Origin of the sequence: Scandinavium hiltneri, assembly GCF_024764835.1 — a bacterium.
Taxonomy (GTDB): domain Bacteria; phylum Pseudomonadota; class Gammaproteobacteria; order Enterobacterales; family Enterobacteriaceae; genus Scandinavium; species Scandinavium hiltneri.
In genome coordinates this window covers 717,995-735,837 of record NZ_JALIGE010000076.1, presented here as the reverse complement: position 1 = coordinate 735,837, position 17,843 = coordinate 717,995, and the positions used below count along the sequence as shown (strand labels likewise).

The window sequence follows — 17,843 nt, the reverse complement described above, 5'->3', positions numbered from 1 at the left end:
CGATTCTCCGGTAAGCATTTTTATGTAAGGGCGACGCCGAACTTCAGGTTGATTCCTTCACCTGATGCACATTGTCGATAACAGATCCGTCGCGATAGCGAACCACGGCCACCACCTTGTCGGTCACCTCGATGGGACGCGGATCGCCGGTAAGCAGCCGGGCGCGCTGGCGCAGTTTGGCGATAGGCACAATGGGTATGCCCGCGGTAAACAGGCGCTCAGTAAGTTCAGGTCGGGCCGGGTTCACGGCGATGCCGTGGTCGGTCACCAGAATGTCTACGCTGGAACCTGGTGTGACGCAGGTGATGACCTTGTCGACCAGAGTGGGAATGCGCCCGCGAACCAGCGGGGCGACGATAATCGCCAGCGCGGCACCGGCGGCAGTATCGCAATGCCCGCCAGACGCGCCGCGCAGCACGCCGTCGGAGCCGGTCAGCACGTTGACGTTAAACTGTGTGTCGATTTCCAGCGCGCTCAGCACCACTACGTCGAGCCGATTGACCGACGCACCTTTCGAATCGCCGTTGGCATACTGGTTGGCGCTGATTTCGCGATGGCCCGGATTGCGGGCCAGCGAATCGGCAGCGGCGCGGTCAAAGCTCTGGACATCAAGCAGCGTGGTGATGAAGCCTTTTTCATGCAGGTCGACAATCGAGGCGGTGATACCGCCCAGCGCGAAGGCGGCGCGCACGTTCTGGCGGCGCATGTTGTCGTGCAGGAAGCGCGTGACCGCTAAAGAAGCGCCGCCGGTGCCGGTTTGCAGGGAGAAACCGTCCTTGAAATACCCCGATTCAGCAATGACGTCGGCGGCGCGGCGGGCAATTAACAGCTCGCGCGGGTTGGTGGTCAGGCGGGTCGCACCGGCACCGATTTTATCGGCATCGCCCACGCGTTCGACCTGCACGATCAAATTCACTTCGTCCTGGGAAATGCTTGCCGGATAGTGGGGGTAAGGCCGTAGCGCTTCGGTCAGCAGAACCACGCAATCAGCGTGGGCGGCATCGACCTTGGCGTAGCCCAGCGAGCCGCAGCTGGCGGGGCCGCTGGTGCCGTTGGCGTTACCAAAATCATCGCAGGCGGGGACGCCGAGAAACGCCACGTCGATGTGCAGTTCTCCGCTCTGAACCAGCTGTACGCGCCCGCCGTGGGAGTGGATTTGCACCGGTTCATCGAGCAGCCCGTGCGAAATGGCGTCGGCCAACGGGCCGCGCAGGCCAGAGGTGTAGATTTTCGAAACGATGCCGTGACGAATGTGTTCCACCAGCGGCGCATGGCAGTCGCTGAGCGAACTGGAAGCCAGCGTCAGGTTTTTAATCCCGAGCCGGGCGATGGCGTCCATCACCTGATTAACGGTGAGGTCCCCGCCGCGAAAGGCGTGGTGAAACGAGACGGTCATGCCGTCTCGCAGGCCGCTGCGGCGAATGGCGTCTTCCAGCGAGGCGCAACGTTTCGGCGGTGTGAGTTCAGTCATGGGTATTCCTTATTCTTCTCGAAGGCCGGAAAGGGCGACGCGCGCGAGCACCACGCGGGCACGCTCGATAATCGGCTGGTCGACCATTTTTCCGTTCAGCGACACTACGCCGCGGCCTTCCCGGGCGGAGGCTTCAGCGGCGTCGATAACCAGGCGGGCGTGATCCACTTCCTGCTGCGTCGGCGCGAACAGGTTGTGCAACAGATCAATCTGTCGCGGGTTGATTAACGATTTGCCATCGAAGCCGAGCTGTTTGATGTGTGCGGCTTCGTGCAGGAATCCGGCGTCGTTATTGGCATCGGAATAAACGGTGTCGAACGCCTGGATACCGGCGGCGCGGGCGGCCTGCAAAATGGCGCAGCGGGCAAACAGCAACTCGGTTCCTTCCGCTGAGCGTTCGGTACGCAGGTTACGCACGTAGTCTTCCGCGCCCAGCGCAATGCCAATCAGACGCGGCGAAGCGAAAGCGATGGCGGTGGCCTGGGTTATGCCGAGCGGCGATTCGATGGCGGCCAGCAGCCCGGTGCTGCCCGGTTCGCGCCCGCATTCACGCTCAATGCACAGAATTTCCGCTTCGACATCCAGCACATCCTGCGGGGTGTCGGTTTTCGGCAGACGCACGATATCTGCACCGCCGCGCACGACCGCATTCAAATCCTGCAAGCCGTATTCTGAATCGAGTGCGTTCACGCGCACGATGGTTTCAACCTCCTGATACAGCGGGTGCTGCAAGGCGTGAAATACCAGGCGGCGCGCGGCGTCTTTTTCACGCAGAGCGACGGAGTCTTCCAGGTCAAACATCAGTGCGTCAGCCGGATAGATAAACGCGTTGCTGACCATGGCGGCGTTAGCGCCGGGTACGAACAGCATGCTGCGGCGGGTGCGCTGTTTTCGTTGGTTCAGGGAGGTGGTCATCATTGGGCACGCTCCCAGGGCAGGGCGGTGACGTCGCTGGCGCGCACTAACACCGTTTCCAGCCGGGCGCGGATCACGCAGTCCAACGCGCCTTTGTCGTCGAGGATCAGCTGTACGCCGCGCACGCTGTAGCGCGCCAGCGTTTCCAGCACCGTGGCGCGAATGGCGTCACCAAACTGCTTCTCTACGCTGCTGTGGATTTGCAAGTCGATGTCCTGCGACTCAAGCGGCGCGATGCGGATCATCACATCGCCCGACTCCAGCGTGCCTGCAACGGCGGGTTGGGTTATTTTCATTTTTCACCTGTAACCAGTTCGGGAAGATTCTGTGAGGCGGCGGGGCGCGGGGCGGAGAACGCCTGCAGCCAGGCCAGCGTGTCGGCGGGCACCAGCGGGGCGATGGCGGCAAACTCTTTTTTGACTAACAGTTTGCGCACCCGCGAGGCGGATATGGGTTCATCGCCGTAGCGCAGTCGTTCGATTTCCACCAGTTCAATGGCGGGGGCGGTCAGCTCAGGGGTTTGCAGCCAGTGGCGCATATCGCGGTTGTATTGCGCGGTGACCTGGCAGAAGGGCTCGGTGCCAACGAAGCGATGCGTAATGCCGAGCGCCGGGGCCAGATGCTGGCGGAAAATTTTGAGGTCGATTTCGGTATAGCAGTGGTTAATCACCGCCTGCTCTTTGATGAAATAGCACGGGAACGTCGCCCTGGAGATGATGTAGTCCGAACCCTGATGCACCGTCAGGCGGGGAATATCCCGCGTTCCGGCCCGCACTAATGCCAGTCGGTCGGCATAAGGAAAGCGCGAGGTGTCTTCTTTGACCAGAAACAGATGCAGCCAGTCGCACTGCGCGGCGGCTTTTTCCACCAGATAACGATGCCCGTTGGTAAAAGGATTGGCGTTCATTACGATGCAGCCAATGCTATTTCCCGGGCGGCGGAAGATAGAAAGTTCCTGGGCGTAACGACTAATGCGGGTGGCGCTATTTTCCATTAGCACCATCAGGCCCGGCACGCGGGTCAGGGTGTAAAATCCGCACTGCGAAAATAAGGCTTCGTTTTCTATTTTGGTATAAAGGAAAAGATGCGGGCGCTTTAATTCATAGGCGAGCTGAATAAGTTCGGTGGCTAATGTCAGCGCCAGGCCTTCGCCCCGGGCAGATTCACTGATGGCCACGCACTTAATAATATTTCCGGCCAGCCCCCCGCAGGCAATCAGTTCGTCGTTACGGGTTGCGGTAATGAATATTTCAACCGTGGTGTCGATGCTCAGCGAATTATCATGAAGAAATTGGGTGATAACGGCGACTTTATTATTCTCCGCACGCCTGACCCGGGTGAATACGGTATTGCTGAACATGTCTCGGTCCTGTCTCTGCTGACGTTTCTCAGGTTTGGACAGGATCGTAAAGAGGAATGACCGCGGGGGATATGAACTGATTCACAAACGGTTTTGTGGTTTTAATGGATTTAATTAATTTGCGGGAATACGCGAAATAAACAATGCATTTATTTACATCAAAGGATAATAAAGTAAACAAAATTATTACAATTGAGTGTCGGAAAGAGAAATAAAAAAGGGAAGCCGTGGCTTCCCTGGTAGTATTTTTGCGTGTGGAATTAGCCTGCGACGACGGTCGCAGAAGCAACCATCAGTTCGGTGGCAATAATCACCACAACCAGACCGACCAGCACGGGAACGGAGGTGCGTTTCACCACTTCAAACGGCGAGATTTTTGCCATCCCTGACACTGCAACCACCACGCCGGACACCGGCGAAATGGTGCGGCCGAGGTTGGAAGCCTGCAACATTGGAATCGACAGATACGCCGGGTTGATGCCGGAGCTGTGTGCCAGTTTCGGGATCATTTCGACGAAGGCGTAGAACGGCGCGTTACCGGAACCGGTCGTCATCGCGGCCAGCATGGTCAGGATGACCAGCACCAGCATCAGAATGATACTGGCGGAGCCGAACGAGGTGGCTATGGAAATCAGGCTGTCGATAAAGCCGATGGTGCTCAGACCCTGAGCAAATACGCCTGCCGCGACCAGCAGCATGACTACGCCTGCAAAGGCATCGGCCATCCCGCGATAGGCCACTTCCAGCCCGGAGAAGACTTTCTGAGTGTTAAAGCCGCGGAAGAATTCAAGAATCGCGGCCAGCAGCATACAGATAACCAGAATGGTGATGATGTGCAGCTCCGGGCCCCATTTGCCGTCAAAAATCAGCACGCCGATAATCGGAGTGAATGGCAAAATGGCGTAGAAAGACGGCGCATTGGTGGTGATTTCGCTGACGTCGAGCATCTCGTGGGAAATGTTCTCTTTCTTGTCGAGATAGCGCTGCCAAAAGAAATGCGCCACGGCCATGCAGACAATCGCCGCAATGGAAATCGGCAGGGTCGTTTTGAAGGCAAAGTCGATCAGCGGCATTTCGGCCGCTTTTGCAGCCAGCACCACGTCACCAGAGGTGGGGGAAAGAATGATTGCTGCCGGTGAGGCGCAGATAGCCGCCGCCGCGCCGCGACTGATACCGACGTTAACCATCACCGGGAACAGCGTACCCATCAGCAGCACGCCGAGGCCGGTGGCAGAAGAAACCGCCAGCGACATCAGACATGCCACGAAATACGCGGCAATCATCAGGATGTACGGCGAGTTAATGTAGCGCAGCGGTTTGGAGGTGAGTTTCACCACCATGTCGTTGGCACCGATGTGGGTCATATAGGCCGCAAAACCGCACAGCATCATAATCATCATGCCGAGGTCGCCACCGCGGCTCATCAGCAGGATTTTTATATATTCGACGATATCGGTGGCGGAGTAGCCGGTGCTGCTGGCGCTGGCTGGCAGGATTTTATGGCCCATCAGGGCGCTGGCAATTAACAGAGCCAGGCCGCCGACAAACAGCACGCCCGTTGCGGAATAGCCTTTAATGATATAGCGAGCGACACCCGCAATGACGACCACTCCGATAAGGAGCTCAAACAACGTTAGCATGATGGATTCCTGTCTTCCTGATGCCCAAAGAAAATTCTGTCGAAAATGTTTTCAAAAAAAGAAGTCTGAAAATGTGCCCAATTAGCGGTCAAAACTTACTGACGAAAATCAATAAACCGACAACCACGGCTTCCCTTGAAGCCAAACCAAATCGGCTATCACATTATATATATTTATTTGATGAATGTTTTGTGTTCTGTTGATACGAAAATGAAACTAAAAAGTTAATCAAAATCAGCAGCTTCAGCCCGAAGTGTAAAGAGTTTAAAAATCGCTATCGATGATAATTTTCTGCTGGGTATACTCAGGCCACTTTTTCTCTTCGGCACTGATGATGAACGCTCAATGGACTTATCGCCTGCGTTTCTTCCGACGGCATCTTGCGATGCTGCTGGTGGCGTTTGGTGTGCTTGTTCTGCAAAGCCAGCTGGCGCTGGCCTCTCATCAGTGTGACCTGAATCCACAGGGTGACAGCGCGATGCTCCAGCACGTGGAGCATCAGAGCATGACGTCGGTGGTGATGAAAACGCCGCTGTGTGAAAAACACTGTGTGCCGGACAGCGCCCAAAAAACCGGCGATCATCCGCCCGTTATCGCGCTGCCGACCACCGTCGCCCTGGCGGTCATCGAAACCCCGTGCCCGTCAGCCTCTCGCTCTGACTGGACTCTCACCCCGCCCGCCGCAGGGCCCCCGGCAACGATCCGTTTTTGCCGGTTCAGAGAATAAACACTCCCGATAACTCGCTTAATTTTCAACTTATTAACGATTATCTGGAGAACACCATGAAATTTCCGCTTTCTACTGCGCTGTTAGGCGCGCTGCTCGTCTTCGTCTTTTCCCCGGCGCAGGCCGCTGATTCCGCACTCGCTGTTAACCTGGCCGCCCCGGCCCCGGTGTATCACGTGAAAGGCGTTATCAAATCCATTTCCCCCCATGCCCTGACGCTGTCCCATGACGCGGTGCCCGAACTGCAATGGCCGCCAATGACCATGCCGTTTGCGTTGGCGAAAAATCTTGTGCTGCCAGCGCTCAGCGTCAATGACCCGGTGGATTTCGACGTCAGTTTGCTTGATGGCCGCTACGAAATTATCGCGCTGACCGTTCGTCACTAAGCCGGGGAAATCCATGAACAAACCAACGTTGAGCCTGTGGCTCGGCGGGGTGCTATTCGCGCTCGTTCACGCGCCTGCTTATGCAGAAGCGTGGACGCTCGCCCAGACCCTGACCGCCGCACGCGATTATTCCGCCGAGCTTTCGGCCAGTCGTAATGAGGCCAAAGCGCTCGAATCGATGGCCGATTCGGCCCGCGAATTGCCTGATCCGAAGCTGAAATTCGGCATTGAAAACGTTCCGGTGCAGGGCAATAACGATGCCCGATTTACCCGGGAAGGCATGACCATGCAGAAGATAGGCATCATGCAGCGCTACGTCAGCGAAGAGAAACGCGACCGCAAAGCGCAAACGCTACAGGCGCAGTCGCAAAGTGTGAATGCCCAGGCGCAAACCCTGCTGGCCAATCTCCAGCGCGATACCGCACAGGCGTGGCTGGATTTGGCGCTCTCCGAACAGGCGCTGAAGGCGGCCCGCACGCTGGTTAACGAAACCGAGCGCCAGCTGGGCGTGCAGAAAGCCAGCGTTGGGGCGGGTTCGTCGACGGCGGACAGCGTGCTGACGCTGCGGGTTGGCCTGATTGCGATGCGCGACAAAGTGACCGTCGCGGAACGTGATGTGCGTCTGGCGCAGGCGCGATTATTGCAGCTGACCGGCGAACAGGTGAGCGGCGTCAGCGGGGCAATGCCAACCTGGCAACGGCTTCCCGCCGATGAAGCCAGTCTGAATGAAGGGATTGCCCTGCATCCGGAAGTGATTGCGGCGGCGCGACAGGCGAATACCGCGAAAGCGCGCTCGTCGGAATCAGCGATTGCGGCGATCCCGGATGTGGACGTGGAGGTCTATTACGCGCACCGCTCTGAGGATTACGACGACATGGCGGGGGTGATGTTTACCGTCGATTTACCGCTGTTCCAGTCAAAACGTCAGGACAAAGACCACGCGGCCGACGTCTCGCGCACCCTTCAGGCGAACGACCAACTGGCGCTGACCACCCGCGCCCATGCGGCCCAGCTCAGCACGCTGATTGCCGAATATCAGGCGGCGCAAACCCTGTGGTTACGCCAGCGCGATGACGTTCTGCCGTTGCAGCAACAGCGGGTGAAACTGCTGAATGCCCAGTATCGCGCCGGCCAATCGGAGCTGACCGCGCTGCTGGCTGCCCGTCGTGACCTGCTCGATACCACGCTTGCCGCAAACCTTGCCGCAAAAACCGTGGCCCGTAACTGGGCCGCGATCCACTTCCTGATCCCCCAGGAGACTGCTCAGTGAAAAAAATTATTCTGACGACGCTGGCCGTTGCCATTCTGGCGGCGACGGGTGGTTATTACACCGGTTCGCATGGCCCGACTCAGCCTGTCGACACCGCAAAAACGGCGCGCAAAGTACTCTACTGGTATGACCCCATGGTGCCTGGCCAACGGTTTGATAAACCGGGGAAATCCCCATTTATGGATATGCAGCTGGTGCCGCGCTATGCCGATGAAGGTCAGACGCAAACTGGGGTAAGTATCAGCCCGCAACAGCAGCAGAATCTGGGCATGGTGGTACAAACCGTACAGATGCGCAGTCTGGCTCCTGCGTTTCAGGCGTGGGCGACGGTCACTACCGACGAACGCAGCCTGCAAACCATTCCATCGCCCGCCAATGGCGTGGTTGAAAAGCTATTCGTGCGCGCCCCGCAGCAGTGGGTGAAGGCCGGTGAACCGCTGGCGCGATTGTGGATCCCGGCGTGGACCACCGCGCAGCAGGAGTATCTGGCGGTGCGCCAGTTGGGCGATGCGGCCCTGACGCGTGCGGCTCGCGAACGGCTGGCGTTGCAGTTTATGCCAGAGTCTGTCGTGCGCCAGGTTGAACGCAGCGGGCAGCCGCAAACGCGTCTCACATTACGCGCCGAAAATGCAGGCTACGTGGCGAAACTCGATACCCGTGAAGGCGCGCAGGTGACTGCCACTGCGCCGCTGTTTGAATTAGCGAGTCTCGATCCGGTGTGGCTGGTGGTGGATTACCCGCAAAGTCAGGCCACCTCGCTGGCGGTCGGCAGCGAGGTGACCGCCTCGTCCGACAGCTGGCCCGGCGACACTTTCCACGGGCGCGTGAGCGAGTTGCTCCCGCAGCTGGAAACCACGACCCGCACCCTGAAAGCGCGCATCGTATTGGATAACCCAAAGCAGAAGCTGAAGCCGGGAATGTATCTGCGCGTTGCGCTGGCGCAGAAACAGGCTTCCGCGCCAGTGCTGGCGGTCCCGGAAGAGGCGCTGATCGCCACCGGGAACAGTAATCGAGTGATTGTCGCCAGCGGAGAAGGGCATTTCCAGGCGGTGAACGTCACGCCGGGTCTGAGCGCCGATGGCTGGACCGAAATCCGCCGCGGCCTGAAAGCAGGCGATCGGGTGGTGACCTCCGGGCAATTCCTGATTGATTCAGAAGCCAGCCTGCGCAGCGCGCTTCCGACTGCGCCTGCCGATGAGCACGTCCATCACAGCGTGGAGGCCGGACAATGATTGCGGCTGTTATTCGTGGTGCTTTACGCAACCGTCTGCTGGTGATTATGGCGGCGATTGGCATGGCGGTCTGGGGCGTGTGGTCGGTGCAGCGCGCGCCGCTCGATGCCTTGCCTGACCTTTCTGACGTACAGGTTATTGTGCGCGCCAGCTACCCGGGCAAAGCGCCGCAGGTGATTGAGGACCAGGTTACCTGGCCTTTGACGACGACCATGCTGTCGGTACCGGGCGCAAAAACCGTGCGCGGCTTTTCGATGTTTGGTGACGCTTACGTGTACGTGCTGTTTGAAGACGGCACCGATCTGTATTGGGCGCGCTCGCGGGTGCTGGAGTATTTAAGTCAGATCCAGTCGCAGCTGCCGGAAGGCGTGAAGGCAGCGCTGGGGCCGGATGCCACCGGCGTGGGCTGGATTTATGAATATGCATTGGTCGATAAGAGCGGCAAACACAGCCTCGCGGATCTGCGCGCGCTTCAGGACTGGACGCTGAAGTACGAACTGAAAACGGTACCGAATGTCTCCGAAGTCGCCAGCGTCGGCGGCATGGTGCGTCAGTATCAGGTGGTGGTCAATCCTGACCGTCTGCGGGCGCTCAACGTGACCCATCAGCAGTTGGTGGCGGCGCTCAAAGCGGCGAACCAGGAGAGCGGCGGCGCCGTGGTTGAAATGGGCGAGGCCGAATACATGGTGAGGACCACCGGTTACCTGAAAGGGCTCGACGATTTTCGTCATGTGGTGATTGCCAGTCGTGAAGGTGTGCCGGTGATGCTGTCAGATGTGGCGACGGTGCAAATTGGGCCAGAAATCCGGCGCGGTGTGGCTGAACTGAACGGCGAGGGTGAAGTGGCGGGCGGCATCATCGTGATGCGCTACGGCAAGAACGCGCTCGACACGCTGCACGCGGTGAAAGCCAAACTTGCCAGCCTGCAAAAAACGCTGCCGGACGGTGTAGAAATTGTGCCGGTGTACGACCGCTCGGGGCTTATCGAAAACGCCATCGACACGCTGACCCATAAACTCATTGAGGAGTTTATCGTGGTGGCGCTGGTCTGCACGCTGTTCCTGTTCCATTTCCGCTCGGCGCTGGTGGCGATTGTGTCGTTGCCGTTGGGCATTCTCGGTGCGTTTATCGTTATGCATTATCAGGGTATCAACGCCAACATTATGTCGCTCGGGGGGATTGCGATTGCGATTGGTGCGATGGTCGATGCGGCGATTGTGATGATCGAGAATATGCACAAAGTGCTGGAACAGTGGCGACACGATAATCCGGGTGAACAGCCTGATTATTGGCATCTTGCGGAGAAGGCTGCGGTGGAAGTCGGGCCCGCGCTGTTCTGCAGTTTGCTCATCATTACGCTGTCGTTCATCCCGGTGTTTTCGCTGCAGGCCCAGGAAGGGCGGATGTTTTCCCCGCTGGCGTTCACTAAAACCTGGTCAATGGCGATGGCTGCTGGGCTTGGGATCACCCTGATCCCGGTGCTGATGGGCTATTTTATCCGCGGGAAGATCCCGGATGAAAATGCCAACCCGATTAATCGATGGCTGATCCGCGCCTACGAGCCGCTGCTGGATAAGGTACTGGCCAGACCGAAAACCACGCTGATGCTGGCGGTGGCGCTGCTGGCGCTGACGCTGTGGCCGCTCAGTCGGCTGGGCAGCGAGTTTATGCCGCCGCTAGACGAAGGCGACCTGCTGTATATGCCGTCCACGCTACCGGGCATTTCGGTGCGCGAGGCCAGTCGATTGTTGCAACAGACCGATCGCCTGATCAAAACGGTGCCTGAAGTCGAAAGTGTGTTCGGCAAAGCGGGCAGGGCGGACACCGCCACCGATCCCGCACCGCTAACGATGCTGGAAACCACCATCCATTTTAAACCGCGTGACCAGTGGCGACCGGGCATGACTACCGCGAAGCTCATCGAAGAGCTGGATAAAACGGTGCAGGTGCCGGGAATTGCCAACGTGTGGGTGCCGCCCATTCGTAATCGCCTGGATATGCTGGCGACCGGGATTAAAAGCCCGGTGGGCATCAAGGTGAACGGCAACAATCTGGCTGACATTGAGCGGGTGGCGCGCGAGATTGAACAGGTGGTGAAAAACGTGCCAGGCGTGACCTCGGCGCTGGCGGAGCGGCTTTCCGGCGGGCGCTATGTCGATATCGCGATTAACCGTCAGCAGGCTGCGCGTTATGGGGTATCGGTGCAGGAGTTGCAGTCGTTAGTCAGCACGCTGGTCGGCGGGGAAAACGTCGGGCAGACCCTTGAAGGACGGGAGCGCTTTCCGATTAACGTTCGCTATCCGCGGGATTGGCGTGACAACGTGGAAAAGCTGCGCCAGCTTCCGGTGGTGACGGCTAACGGCAGCCAGGTGACGCTCGGGGAGCTGGCAGAGGTCAGCATCAGCGAGGGTCCGCCGATGCTTAAGAGCGAGAACGCGCGGTTGTCGAACTGGATTTATGTCGACCTGCGCGGGCGTGACCTTAAATCTGCCGTTGAGGAGATGCAGCAGCGCGTTGCCCGGCAGGTAAAATTGCCTCAGGGTGTTTCACTCGCCTGGTCCGGGCAGTTTGAATATCTTGAGCGTGCGATAGCCAAACTGGAAATAGTTTTACCGGTGACACTGATGATTATTTTTGTGCTGCTTTGGCTGACCTTTCGTCGTATTTCCGACGTGTTACTGATAATGGGGACGTTACCGTTTTCGCTGATTGGTGGCGTCTGGCTACTGTGGCTGCTGGGATATAATTTATCGGTGGCGAGTGCCGTCGGGTTTATTGCCCTGGCAGGCGTGGCCGCAGAGTTTGGCGTTATTATGGTGCTGTATCTCAACACCGCGTTGACCAAATATCGAGGCAATGTCGATGAAATGGATAACGGTTCGCTGCTGCGGGCTATTCATGAGGGCGCCGTGCTTCGCGTTCGCCCGAAGGTGATGACCGTGGCAACCATTATGGCGGGACTGCTGCCCATCATGTGGGGAAGTGGAACCGGTTCTGAAGTCATGAGCCGTATTGCCGCGCCGATGATTGGTGGGATGATTACCGCGCCGCTGTTGTCGATGTTGGTTATTCCGGCGGTTTATAAATTATTGCACCGCAATAAACGAGGGTAACTGTAGTTATTTTTTCCTTAAAAAACTATTCAGCGTCTATCCGGCGCTGAATTTTCGTCATTTATTAAACTCCTGATGCTTGCAGGGGTATTAACAAGTCAGGTGTTATGTGTCTCTTTCGCAAAGGCAAATATGACCTCAACGGTAAGTGATGCTTTTTTAACACTCAGGGATAATATTGCGCAAACTTGGGCGTCACCTGAGCATTACGATTTGTACGTTCCCGCTATTACCTGGCATGCGCGTTTCGCCGATGGCAAGGAGAAGACGGACAAGTATAACGAGCCTATCAGATGATAACTTCCCCTTGGGACTTGGCTATACCATCGAGGCCACTGCACGCGACAACCGGAACTACATTCCCATTCCGGTGGTGCTTCCGCTGGCTTCTGTCGGTTATGGCCCGGTTACGTTCCAGATGACTTACATTCAGGCACTTATAACAACGGTAACGTCTATATTCGCGTGGATGCGTTTCCAGTTTTAGTGTACAAAAGATGAGATTCACAGCGGTGGTGTTTGCGTCGTGTGCAAAAACAACGACTAACTCTCAGCTTCAATAAAATTTAGCGACTTTTATCACTTTTTCGTTAAGTTAAGCTGGACAAAAGGCACCACAATTGCTGTACTGTTAGCCGACACAGCATTTGTGTCCATTTTCATGTAAAGGTAATATTGATGTCTAAGATTAAAGGTAACGTTAAGTGGTTTAATGAGTCCAAAGGCTTTGGTTTCATTACTCCGGAAGATGGCAGCAAAGATGTATTCGTACACTTCTCTGCAATCCAGTCCAACGGTTTCAAAACCCTGGCCGAAGGCCAGCGTGTAGAGTTCGAAATCACTAACGGTGCCAAAGGCCCATCTGCTGCAAACGTAATGCCTATCTAAGCATTTCGACAGTAGAATACAAAAACCCGTCAATGACGGGTTTTTTTTGCCTGTTGTTTAACCAGGTTGTTTAACCAGGCAGAAAAGCGTCAGCGTGCCGCCGAGAAAATCCACATGGCGGCAGCCGTCATCGCAAACGATCCGAGCAAGTTGATAGCCACGTTCAGCAGCGCCCAGCCAAAACGCCCATCCTGCAATAAAAACACCACTTCCGCCGAAAAGGTTGAGAAGGTGGTCAAACCGCCGCAAAAGCCCGTCGTGATAAGCAGTTTCCACATGGGATCAATGTGCGTCATCCGATTGAACCACGCCAGCCCTGCACCGATGATAAACGCGCCCAGCAGGTTTGCGGTTAATGTGCCAATAGGAATTGCATGATGCATTGGGTTTAAGCGTATCCCCAGCAACCAGCGCAGCACGCTCCCGGTTCCGCCACCTATAAAAACTGCTAAAAGTATTTGTAACACCGCCAATTCCTGCTATTTGAATACTGAAGATATCATCTTAGCGCCGGGCTTCGTTCATGGCTACGGCAAGAAACATGCGGAGACACTATGCGCGTTGCTGCAGGACAATTTGCTGTTACCCCAGACTGGCCAACGAATGCCCGGACCTGCGTATCATTGATGCGGCAGGCAGCAGAGGCGCAGACATCGCTGCTGGTGCTGCCTGAGGCGTTGTTAGCCCGGGATGATAATGACCCGGATATGTCGGTAAAATCGGCGCAGAGGCTCGACGGCGGATTTTTACGGCTATTGTTGGATGAGAGTCGTCATAACAGCATGACCACGGTCCTGACCGTCCACGTTCCCACCACTGAAGGGCGGGCGGCCAACACGTTGGTGGTACTGCGCAGCGGCGAGATTATTGCCCGATACCAGAAGCTGCACTTGTATGACGCGTTCAACATTCAGGAATCTAAGCGCGTGGATGCCGGAAACGCGTTGCCGCCGCTGATTGAGGTCGACGGAGTGAAGATTGGCCTGATGACCTGCTATGACCTGCGATTCCCGGAAATCGGGCTGGCGCATGCCTTGCAGGGCGCAGAGGTGCTGGTGTTGCCGACGGCGTGGGTGCGTGGGCCGCTGAAGGAGCATCACTGGGCGACGCTGTTGGCGGCGAGAGCACTGGATACCACCTGTTACATCGTGGCGGCGGGGGAGTGCGGCAATAAGAACATTGGTCAGAGCCGGGTGATTGATCCACTTGGGGTCACTCTGGCTGGTGCGGGTTATGCCCGGCAGCTCATTTTTGCCGACATCAGTCTCGAGGTTTTGCGACAGGTGCGAGCGCAATTACCGGTACTTACAAACCGTCGCTTTGCGCCACCGCAAATAATGTGATGTTTTTTTAATCAATGCTTGATTCACCTTGTTACAGATTGCTATTGTGTGCCCTCGCTAAATGACCGTTAATTAGCTACGGTTTTGTTAGCGCGTTTTGTAGCCTGTTTTAATCAAGAAGGTATCTATGGGTGAGATTAGTATTACCAAACTGCTGGTGGTTGCTGCACTGATTGTCCTGGTGTTTGGTACTAAGAAATTGCGTACGCTGGGCGGAGACCTGGGGTCTGCAATCAAAGGCTTTAAGAAAGCCATGAACGAAGACGACACCAGCGCCAGGAAAAGCGCTGAAGATGACGTCCCGGCAGAAAAACTCTCTCATAAAGAGTAACGGCGCAGCCAGAAACGACGTGCAGTAGCCGTTTGCTCACGCAGGTCATTTCGCCCACGTCAACGAGTTAGCCAGAGAGGCCACAACAGGTTCCGTTGCGGCCTCTTGTCATTTTAGCGCCCGCCTGATCAGAAAGTTGCAACCAACTGTTTCGCCGCTTCACGGTGCTGCGCTTTCAAACGTTCGCAATCCAGCCCGCAAATTTCACCGTCGACTACTCGCCATTCCCCGCCCACCATGACCCGATCGGCACTTTCTGCGCCACACAGGATCATCGCAGAAAGCGGATCGTGGCTGCCGCTAAACCGCAGATCGTCCAGACGGAACAGCGCCAGATCGGCCTGTTTGCCCACGCGAATTTCCCCGAGATCGGGCCGCCCTAACAGACGCGCAGAGCCTTCTGTCGCCCAGCCGAGGACTTTTTGCGGAGTGATACGTTTTGCGCCGTAGCGTAGACGTTGCAGATACAGCGCTTGACGGGTTTCAAACATCAGACTGGAAGCGTCGTTTGAGGCCGAACCGTCAACGCCGAGGCCTATAATCGCCCCGGCCTCTTCCAGGTCGAGCGTTGGGCATATGCCGGATGCCAGACGCATATTCGACACCGGGCAATGGCAAATCCCGACACCCGCTGCGCCGAGGCGCTGAATTTCATCGACATTGAAATGAATGCCATGCGCAAGCCAGGTTCTGTCGCTCAGCCAGCCGACTTTCTCCAGATAATCAACGGTGCGCAAGCCAAAACGCGCCAGGCAAAAATCTTCTTCGTCGAGGGTTTCCGCCAGATGGGTATGCAGTCGGACATCTTCCACCGCGGCCAGACGCGCACTTTCCTGCATGATTTCTTCAGTGACTGAAAACGGTGAGCATGGGGCGAGGGCAATCTGAATGCGTGCCCCTTCGCCGCGCTGATGATAGCGACGAATCAGGCGCAGGCTATCTTCGAGAATAGCCTCACCTGATTGCACCGTGTGCTGCGGCGGCAAGCCGCCGTCATTTTCACCGAGGCTCATCGAGCCGCGGGTCAGCATCGCGCGCATCCCCAGCTCGTTCACTACTTCAACCTGCACATCAATGGCGTTTTCCATCCCTTCCGGGAACAGGTAATGGTGATCGCTGGTGGTGGTACAGCCGGAAAGCAGCAGCTCAGCCATTGCGACCTGACTCGCCAGCTTTAGCGCATCCGGCGTCAGCCGCGCCCACACCGGATAGAGCGTTTTCAGCCACGGAAATAGCGGTTCATTGACGACGGGCGCCCAGGCGCGGGTCAGGGTCTGATAAAAGTGGTGATGAGTATTGATAAGCCCCGGCAGCACAACGTGCTCGCGCGCATCGAAAATGGTGTCGCAGGGTTGGAGCGGCGTTTCTCCGGCCGCGAGAAGGGCACTGATTTTGCCATTTTCGACGATAATGCCACCCCGGGCATCCACGTCGTCCGGGGTGAAAATAGCTTGCGGGTTTTTGATCCAGATCCGGCTAGCGCACATCGCTAACTCCTCCTGTTAATGAATGAGAGAGTCAGCTCAGTTATGCCCTGTCTGCTGATCCAGGGGCGCGTAGTGCGCGGTGTTATTTTTCGACCGCAGGCAGACTGGCTGCGCTGGCGTCACTGCGTTCTGCGGGCAGAACCAGATTGAGCAGCATCGCCATCAAGCCACCGCTGGTGATTGCTGAACCAAACAGGCTTTTGCACACCGGTGGCAGATGACTCAGAAATTCCGGCTCGGCCTCCACGCCCAGGCCAATGCCAAACGATACGGCGATAATCAGCATGTCACGACGGGTCAGCGGCGACTGGGTCATGATGCGAATTCCGGCGGCCAGCACGCTGCCAAACATCACCAGCGTCGCACCGCCCAGTACCGGGGCAGGAATTTGCTGTACCACGGCACCAAACACTGGGAACAGTCCGAGCAACGCCAGCAGGGCACCAATCCAGATACCGACGTGGCGGCTGGCTACGCCGGTCATCTGAATCACGCCGTTGTTCTGTGCAAAGGTGGTGCTCGGCAGGGCAGAGAACATCGCCGCCAGTATGCAGCTCACGCCGTCGGCGAGAATGCCGCCCTTCAGACGAGCCACGTAACGCTCGCCTTCAATCGGCTGGCGGGACAGCAGGCAGTTGGCGGTGAGGTCTCCGACCGCTTCCAGAATGCTGATAAGAGAGATCAGCGCTAACGGTAAAAAGAGGCTGTAGTCGAAATCGAAGCCGAAACGGAAGGGTTGCGGCAGCGCAATCCACGCCTGGTTGTAAGGCTGCCAGCTCAGTTTGCCGCTAAACCACGCGGCGATGCAGCCGATGGTAATCCCAAGAATGACTGCGCCCAGACGCAGCCAGCGGCTCTGCGCGCGGCTGAAGAGCACAATTGTGCCGAGCGTCAGCAGGCCGAGCAGCAAATTGCCCGGTGCGCCGAAATCTTTCACGTTATGGCCGCCGCCCCAGTCGGTGATGCTGACTTTAATCAGGCTGATCCCAATCAGACAAACCACGGTGCCGCTAACCAGCGGAGTGATAACCTTGCGAAGCTGGCCGAGAAAACGGCTGACCACTACCGGTATAAAGGCGGCAACCAGCGTCAGGCCGAAAATCATCGCCATGATTTGCTCTGGCCCACCACCTTTGCTTTTGACGCTAAAACCGGCGGCGAGAATAACGCTCAGAAACGCAAAGCTGGTGCCTTGCAGGCAGATCATGCCCGCACCAATCCCGAAGAATCGCCTCGCTTGCAGGAACGTGCCGATGCCGGAAACAATCAGCGACATGCTGATAAGCCACGGTAAATAAGCATTGAGGCCCAGCACCGAACCGACGATGAGTGGCGGGGTGATTATCCCAACCAGGCTCGCCAGCACGTGCTGGAGTGCGGTTAAAAATGCCGGAAGCGGGGCGGGTTTATCTTCCAGACCGTAAATCAGATCGCCAGGTTCTTGTGCGGACATAGGGCCACTCCTTCTTTTCTCGATAAGAAGGTAATGCATGAAACGATCCAGAAATTAAAAGAGAGAGTGAAATACACAAATAGCGGGGGTTTTCGCTGATTTAAAGGAAACAACGGGTGTCAGGCTGTGAGCCAAAAGTTTCAGAGAGGAATATTTGCACCGTGATGGTGCTGAAAGGCAGGAGGATTGCGCCAAAATAAAAAGGCCGCGGCGATAACGCGGCGGCC

15 protein-coding genes and 2 pseudogenes are annotated in these 17,843 nt (G+C 56.9%); 9 read left to right on the top strand and 8 right to left on the bottom strand.

What is annotated here, in order from left to right; genetic code table 11:
- Positions 1–43: 43 nt before the first annotated feature.
- The 5 genes and pseudogenes from citF to dcuC all read right to left on the bottom strand — a co-directional run.
- Positions 44–1,450, bottom strand: a pseudogene (gene citF / locus MUU47_RS21005) (citrate lyase subunit alpha); the annotation flags it as partial.
- A gap of 30 nt (positions 1,451–1,480) precedes the next feature.
- Positions 1,481–2,389 carry an aldolase/citrate lyase family protein gene (locus MUU47_RS21000; RefSeq protein WP_258990079.1) on the bottom strand — a complete coding sequence of 303 codons (909 nt, stop codon included), beginning with the start codon at positions 2,387–2,389 and terminating at the stop codon, positions 1,481–1,483.
- Positions 2,386–2,682, bottom strand: a complete 297-nt coding sequence (gene citD, locus MUU47_RS20995; protein ID WP_258990078.1) for a citrate lyase acyl carrier protein — start codon at positions 2,680–2,682, stop codon at positions 2,386–2,388. Before citD ends, MUU47_RS21000 begins: the two co-directional genes overlap by 4 nt.
- Positions 2,679–3,746: a [citrate (pro-3S)-lyase] ligase gene (citC, locus tag MUU47_RS20990; protein ID WP_258990077.1), complete on the bottom strand. Its 1,068-nt coding sequence runs from the start codon at positions 3,744–3,746 to the stop codon at positions 2,679–2,681. The genes citD and citC overlap by 4 nt, the downstream gene beginning before the upstream one ends.
- Before the next feature lie 260 nt (positions 3,747–4,006).
- Positions 4,007–5,386 carry an anaerobic C4-dicarboxylate transporter DcuC gene (gene dcuC / locus MUU47_RS20985; protein ID WP_258990076.1) on the bottom strand — a complete coding sequence of 460 codons (1,380 nt, stop codon included), beginning with the start codon at positions 5,384–5,386 and terminating at the stop codon, positions 4,007–4,009.
- Between the two features lie 331 nt (positions 5,387–5,717).
- Here dcuC and MUU47_RS20980 point away from each other — a divergent pair, with 331 nt between their 5' ends.
- The 7 genes and pseudogenes from MUU47_RS20980 (at position 5,718) to cspE (ending at position 13,002) form a co-directional block, all read left to right on the top strand.
- A complete protein-coding gene (locus MUU47_RS20980) occupies positions 5,718–6,113 on the top strand; it encodes a DUF2946 domain-containing protein (protein WP_309578233.1) in 396 nt (131 codons plus the stop codon).
- A gap of 56 nt (positions 6,114–6,169) precedes the next feature.
- Positions 6,170–6,499 carry a copper-binding protein gene (locus tag MUU47_RS20975; RefSeq protein ID WP_258990075.1) on the top strand — a complete coding sequence of 110 codons (330 nt, stop codon included), beginning with the start codon at positions 6,170–6,172 and terminating at the stop codon, positions 6,497–6,499.
- Positions 6,500–6,512: 13 nt separating this feature from the next.
- Positions 6,513–7,769 carry a TolC family protein gene (locus MUU47_RS20970; protein ID WP_258990073.1) on the top strand — a complete coding sequence of 419 codons (1,257 nt, stop codon included), beginning with the start codon at positions 6,513–6,515 and terminating at the stop codon, positions 7,767–7,769.
- A complete protein-coding gene (locus tag MUU47_RS20965; RefSeq protein ID WP_258990071.1) occupies positions 7,766–9,001 on the top strand; it encodes an efflux RND transporter periplasmic adaptor subunit in 1,236 nt (411 codons plus the stop codon). The genes MUU47_RS20970 and MUU47_RS20965 overlap by 4 nt, the downstream gene beginning before the upstream one ends.
- Positions 8,998–12,114, top strand: a complete 3,117-nt coding sequence (locus tag MUU47_RS20960) for an efflux RND transporter permease subunit (protein ID WP_258990070.1) — start codon at positions 8,998–9,000, stop codon at positions 12,112–12,114. Before MUU47_RS20965 ends, MUU47_RS20960 begins: the two co-directional genes overlap by 4 nt.
- A gap of 132 nt (positions 12,115–12,246) precedes the next feature.
- Positions 12,247–12,601 (top strand): annotated as a pseudogene (locus MUU47_RS20955) (hypothetical protein).
- Positions 12,602–12,792: 191 nt separating this feature from the next.
- Positions 12,793–13,002: a transcription antiterminator/RNA stability regulator CspE gene (gene cspE / locus MUU47_RS20950; protein ID WP_004100146.1), complete on the top strand. Its 210-nt coding sequence runs from the start codon at positions 12,793–12,795 to the stop codon at positions 13,000–13,002.
- 89 nt (positions 13,003–13,091) lie between these two features.
- Here the strand turns inward: cspE and crcB are convergent, their stop codons facing one another.
- Positions 13,092–13,469, bottom strand: coding sequence for a fluoride efflux transporter CrcB (gene crcB, locus MUU47_RS20945; RefSeq protein WP_258990069.1), 378 nt, complete (start codon positions 13,467–13,469; stop codon positions 13,092–13,094).
- Between the two features lie 87 nt (positions 13,470–13,556).
- Between crcB and MUU47_RS20940 the strand changes: the two genes are divergently transcribed.
- Together MUU47_RS20940 and tatE are read left to right on the top strand one after the other, a co-directional pair.
- On the top strand, positions 13,557–14,345 hold the full coding sequence (locus MUU47_RS20940; RefSeq protein ID WP_258990068.1) for a deaminated glutathione amidase: 789 nt from the start codon (positions 13,557–13,559) through the stop codon (positions 14,343–14,345).
- Positions 14,346–14,472: 127 nt separating this feature from the next.
- Positions 14,473–14,676, top strand: coding sequence for a twin-arginine translocase subunit TatE (gene tatE / locus MUU47_RS20935; RefSeq protein WP_258990067.1), 204 nt, complete (start codon positions 14,473–14,475; stop codon positions 14,674–14,676).
- A 128-nt stretch (positions 14,677–14,804) separates the two neighbouring features.
- Here tatE and MUU47_RS20930 read toward each other — a convergent pair whose 3' ends face one another.
- Both MUU47_RS20930 and MUU47_RS20925 read right to left on the bottom strand, forming a co-directional pair.
- A complete protein-coding gene (locus tag MUU47_RS20930; RefSeq protein ID WP_258990066.1) occupies positions 14,805–16,163 on the bottom strand; it encodes an 8-oxoguanine deaminase in 1,359 nt (452 codons plus the stop codon).
- Between the two features lie 82 nt (positions 16,164–16,245).
- Complete coding sequence (locus tag MUU47_RS20925) at positions 16,246–17,616, bottom strand: uracil-xanthine permease family protein (RefSeq protein WP_258990065.1); 1,371 nt, start codon at positions 17,614–17,616, stop codon at positions 16,246–16,248.
- Positions 17,617–17,843 lie beyond the last annotated feature (227 nt).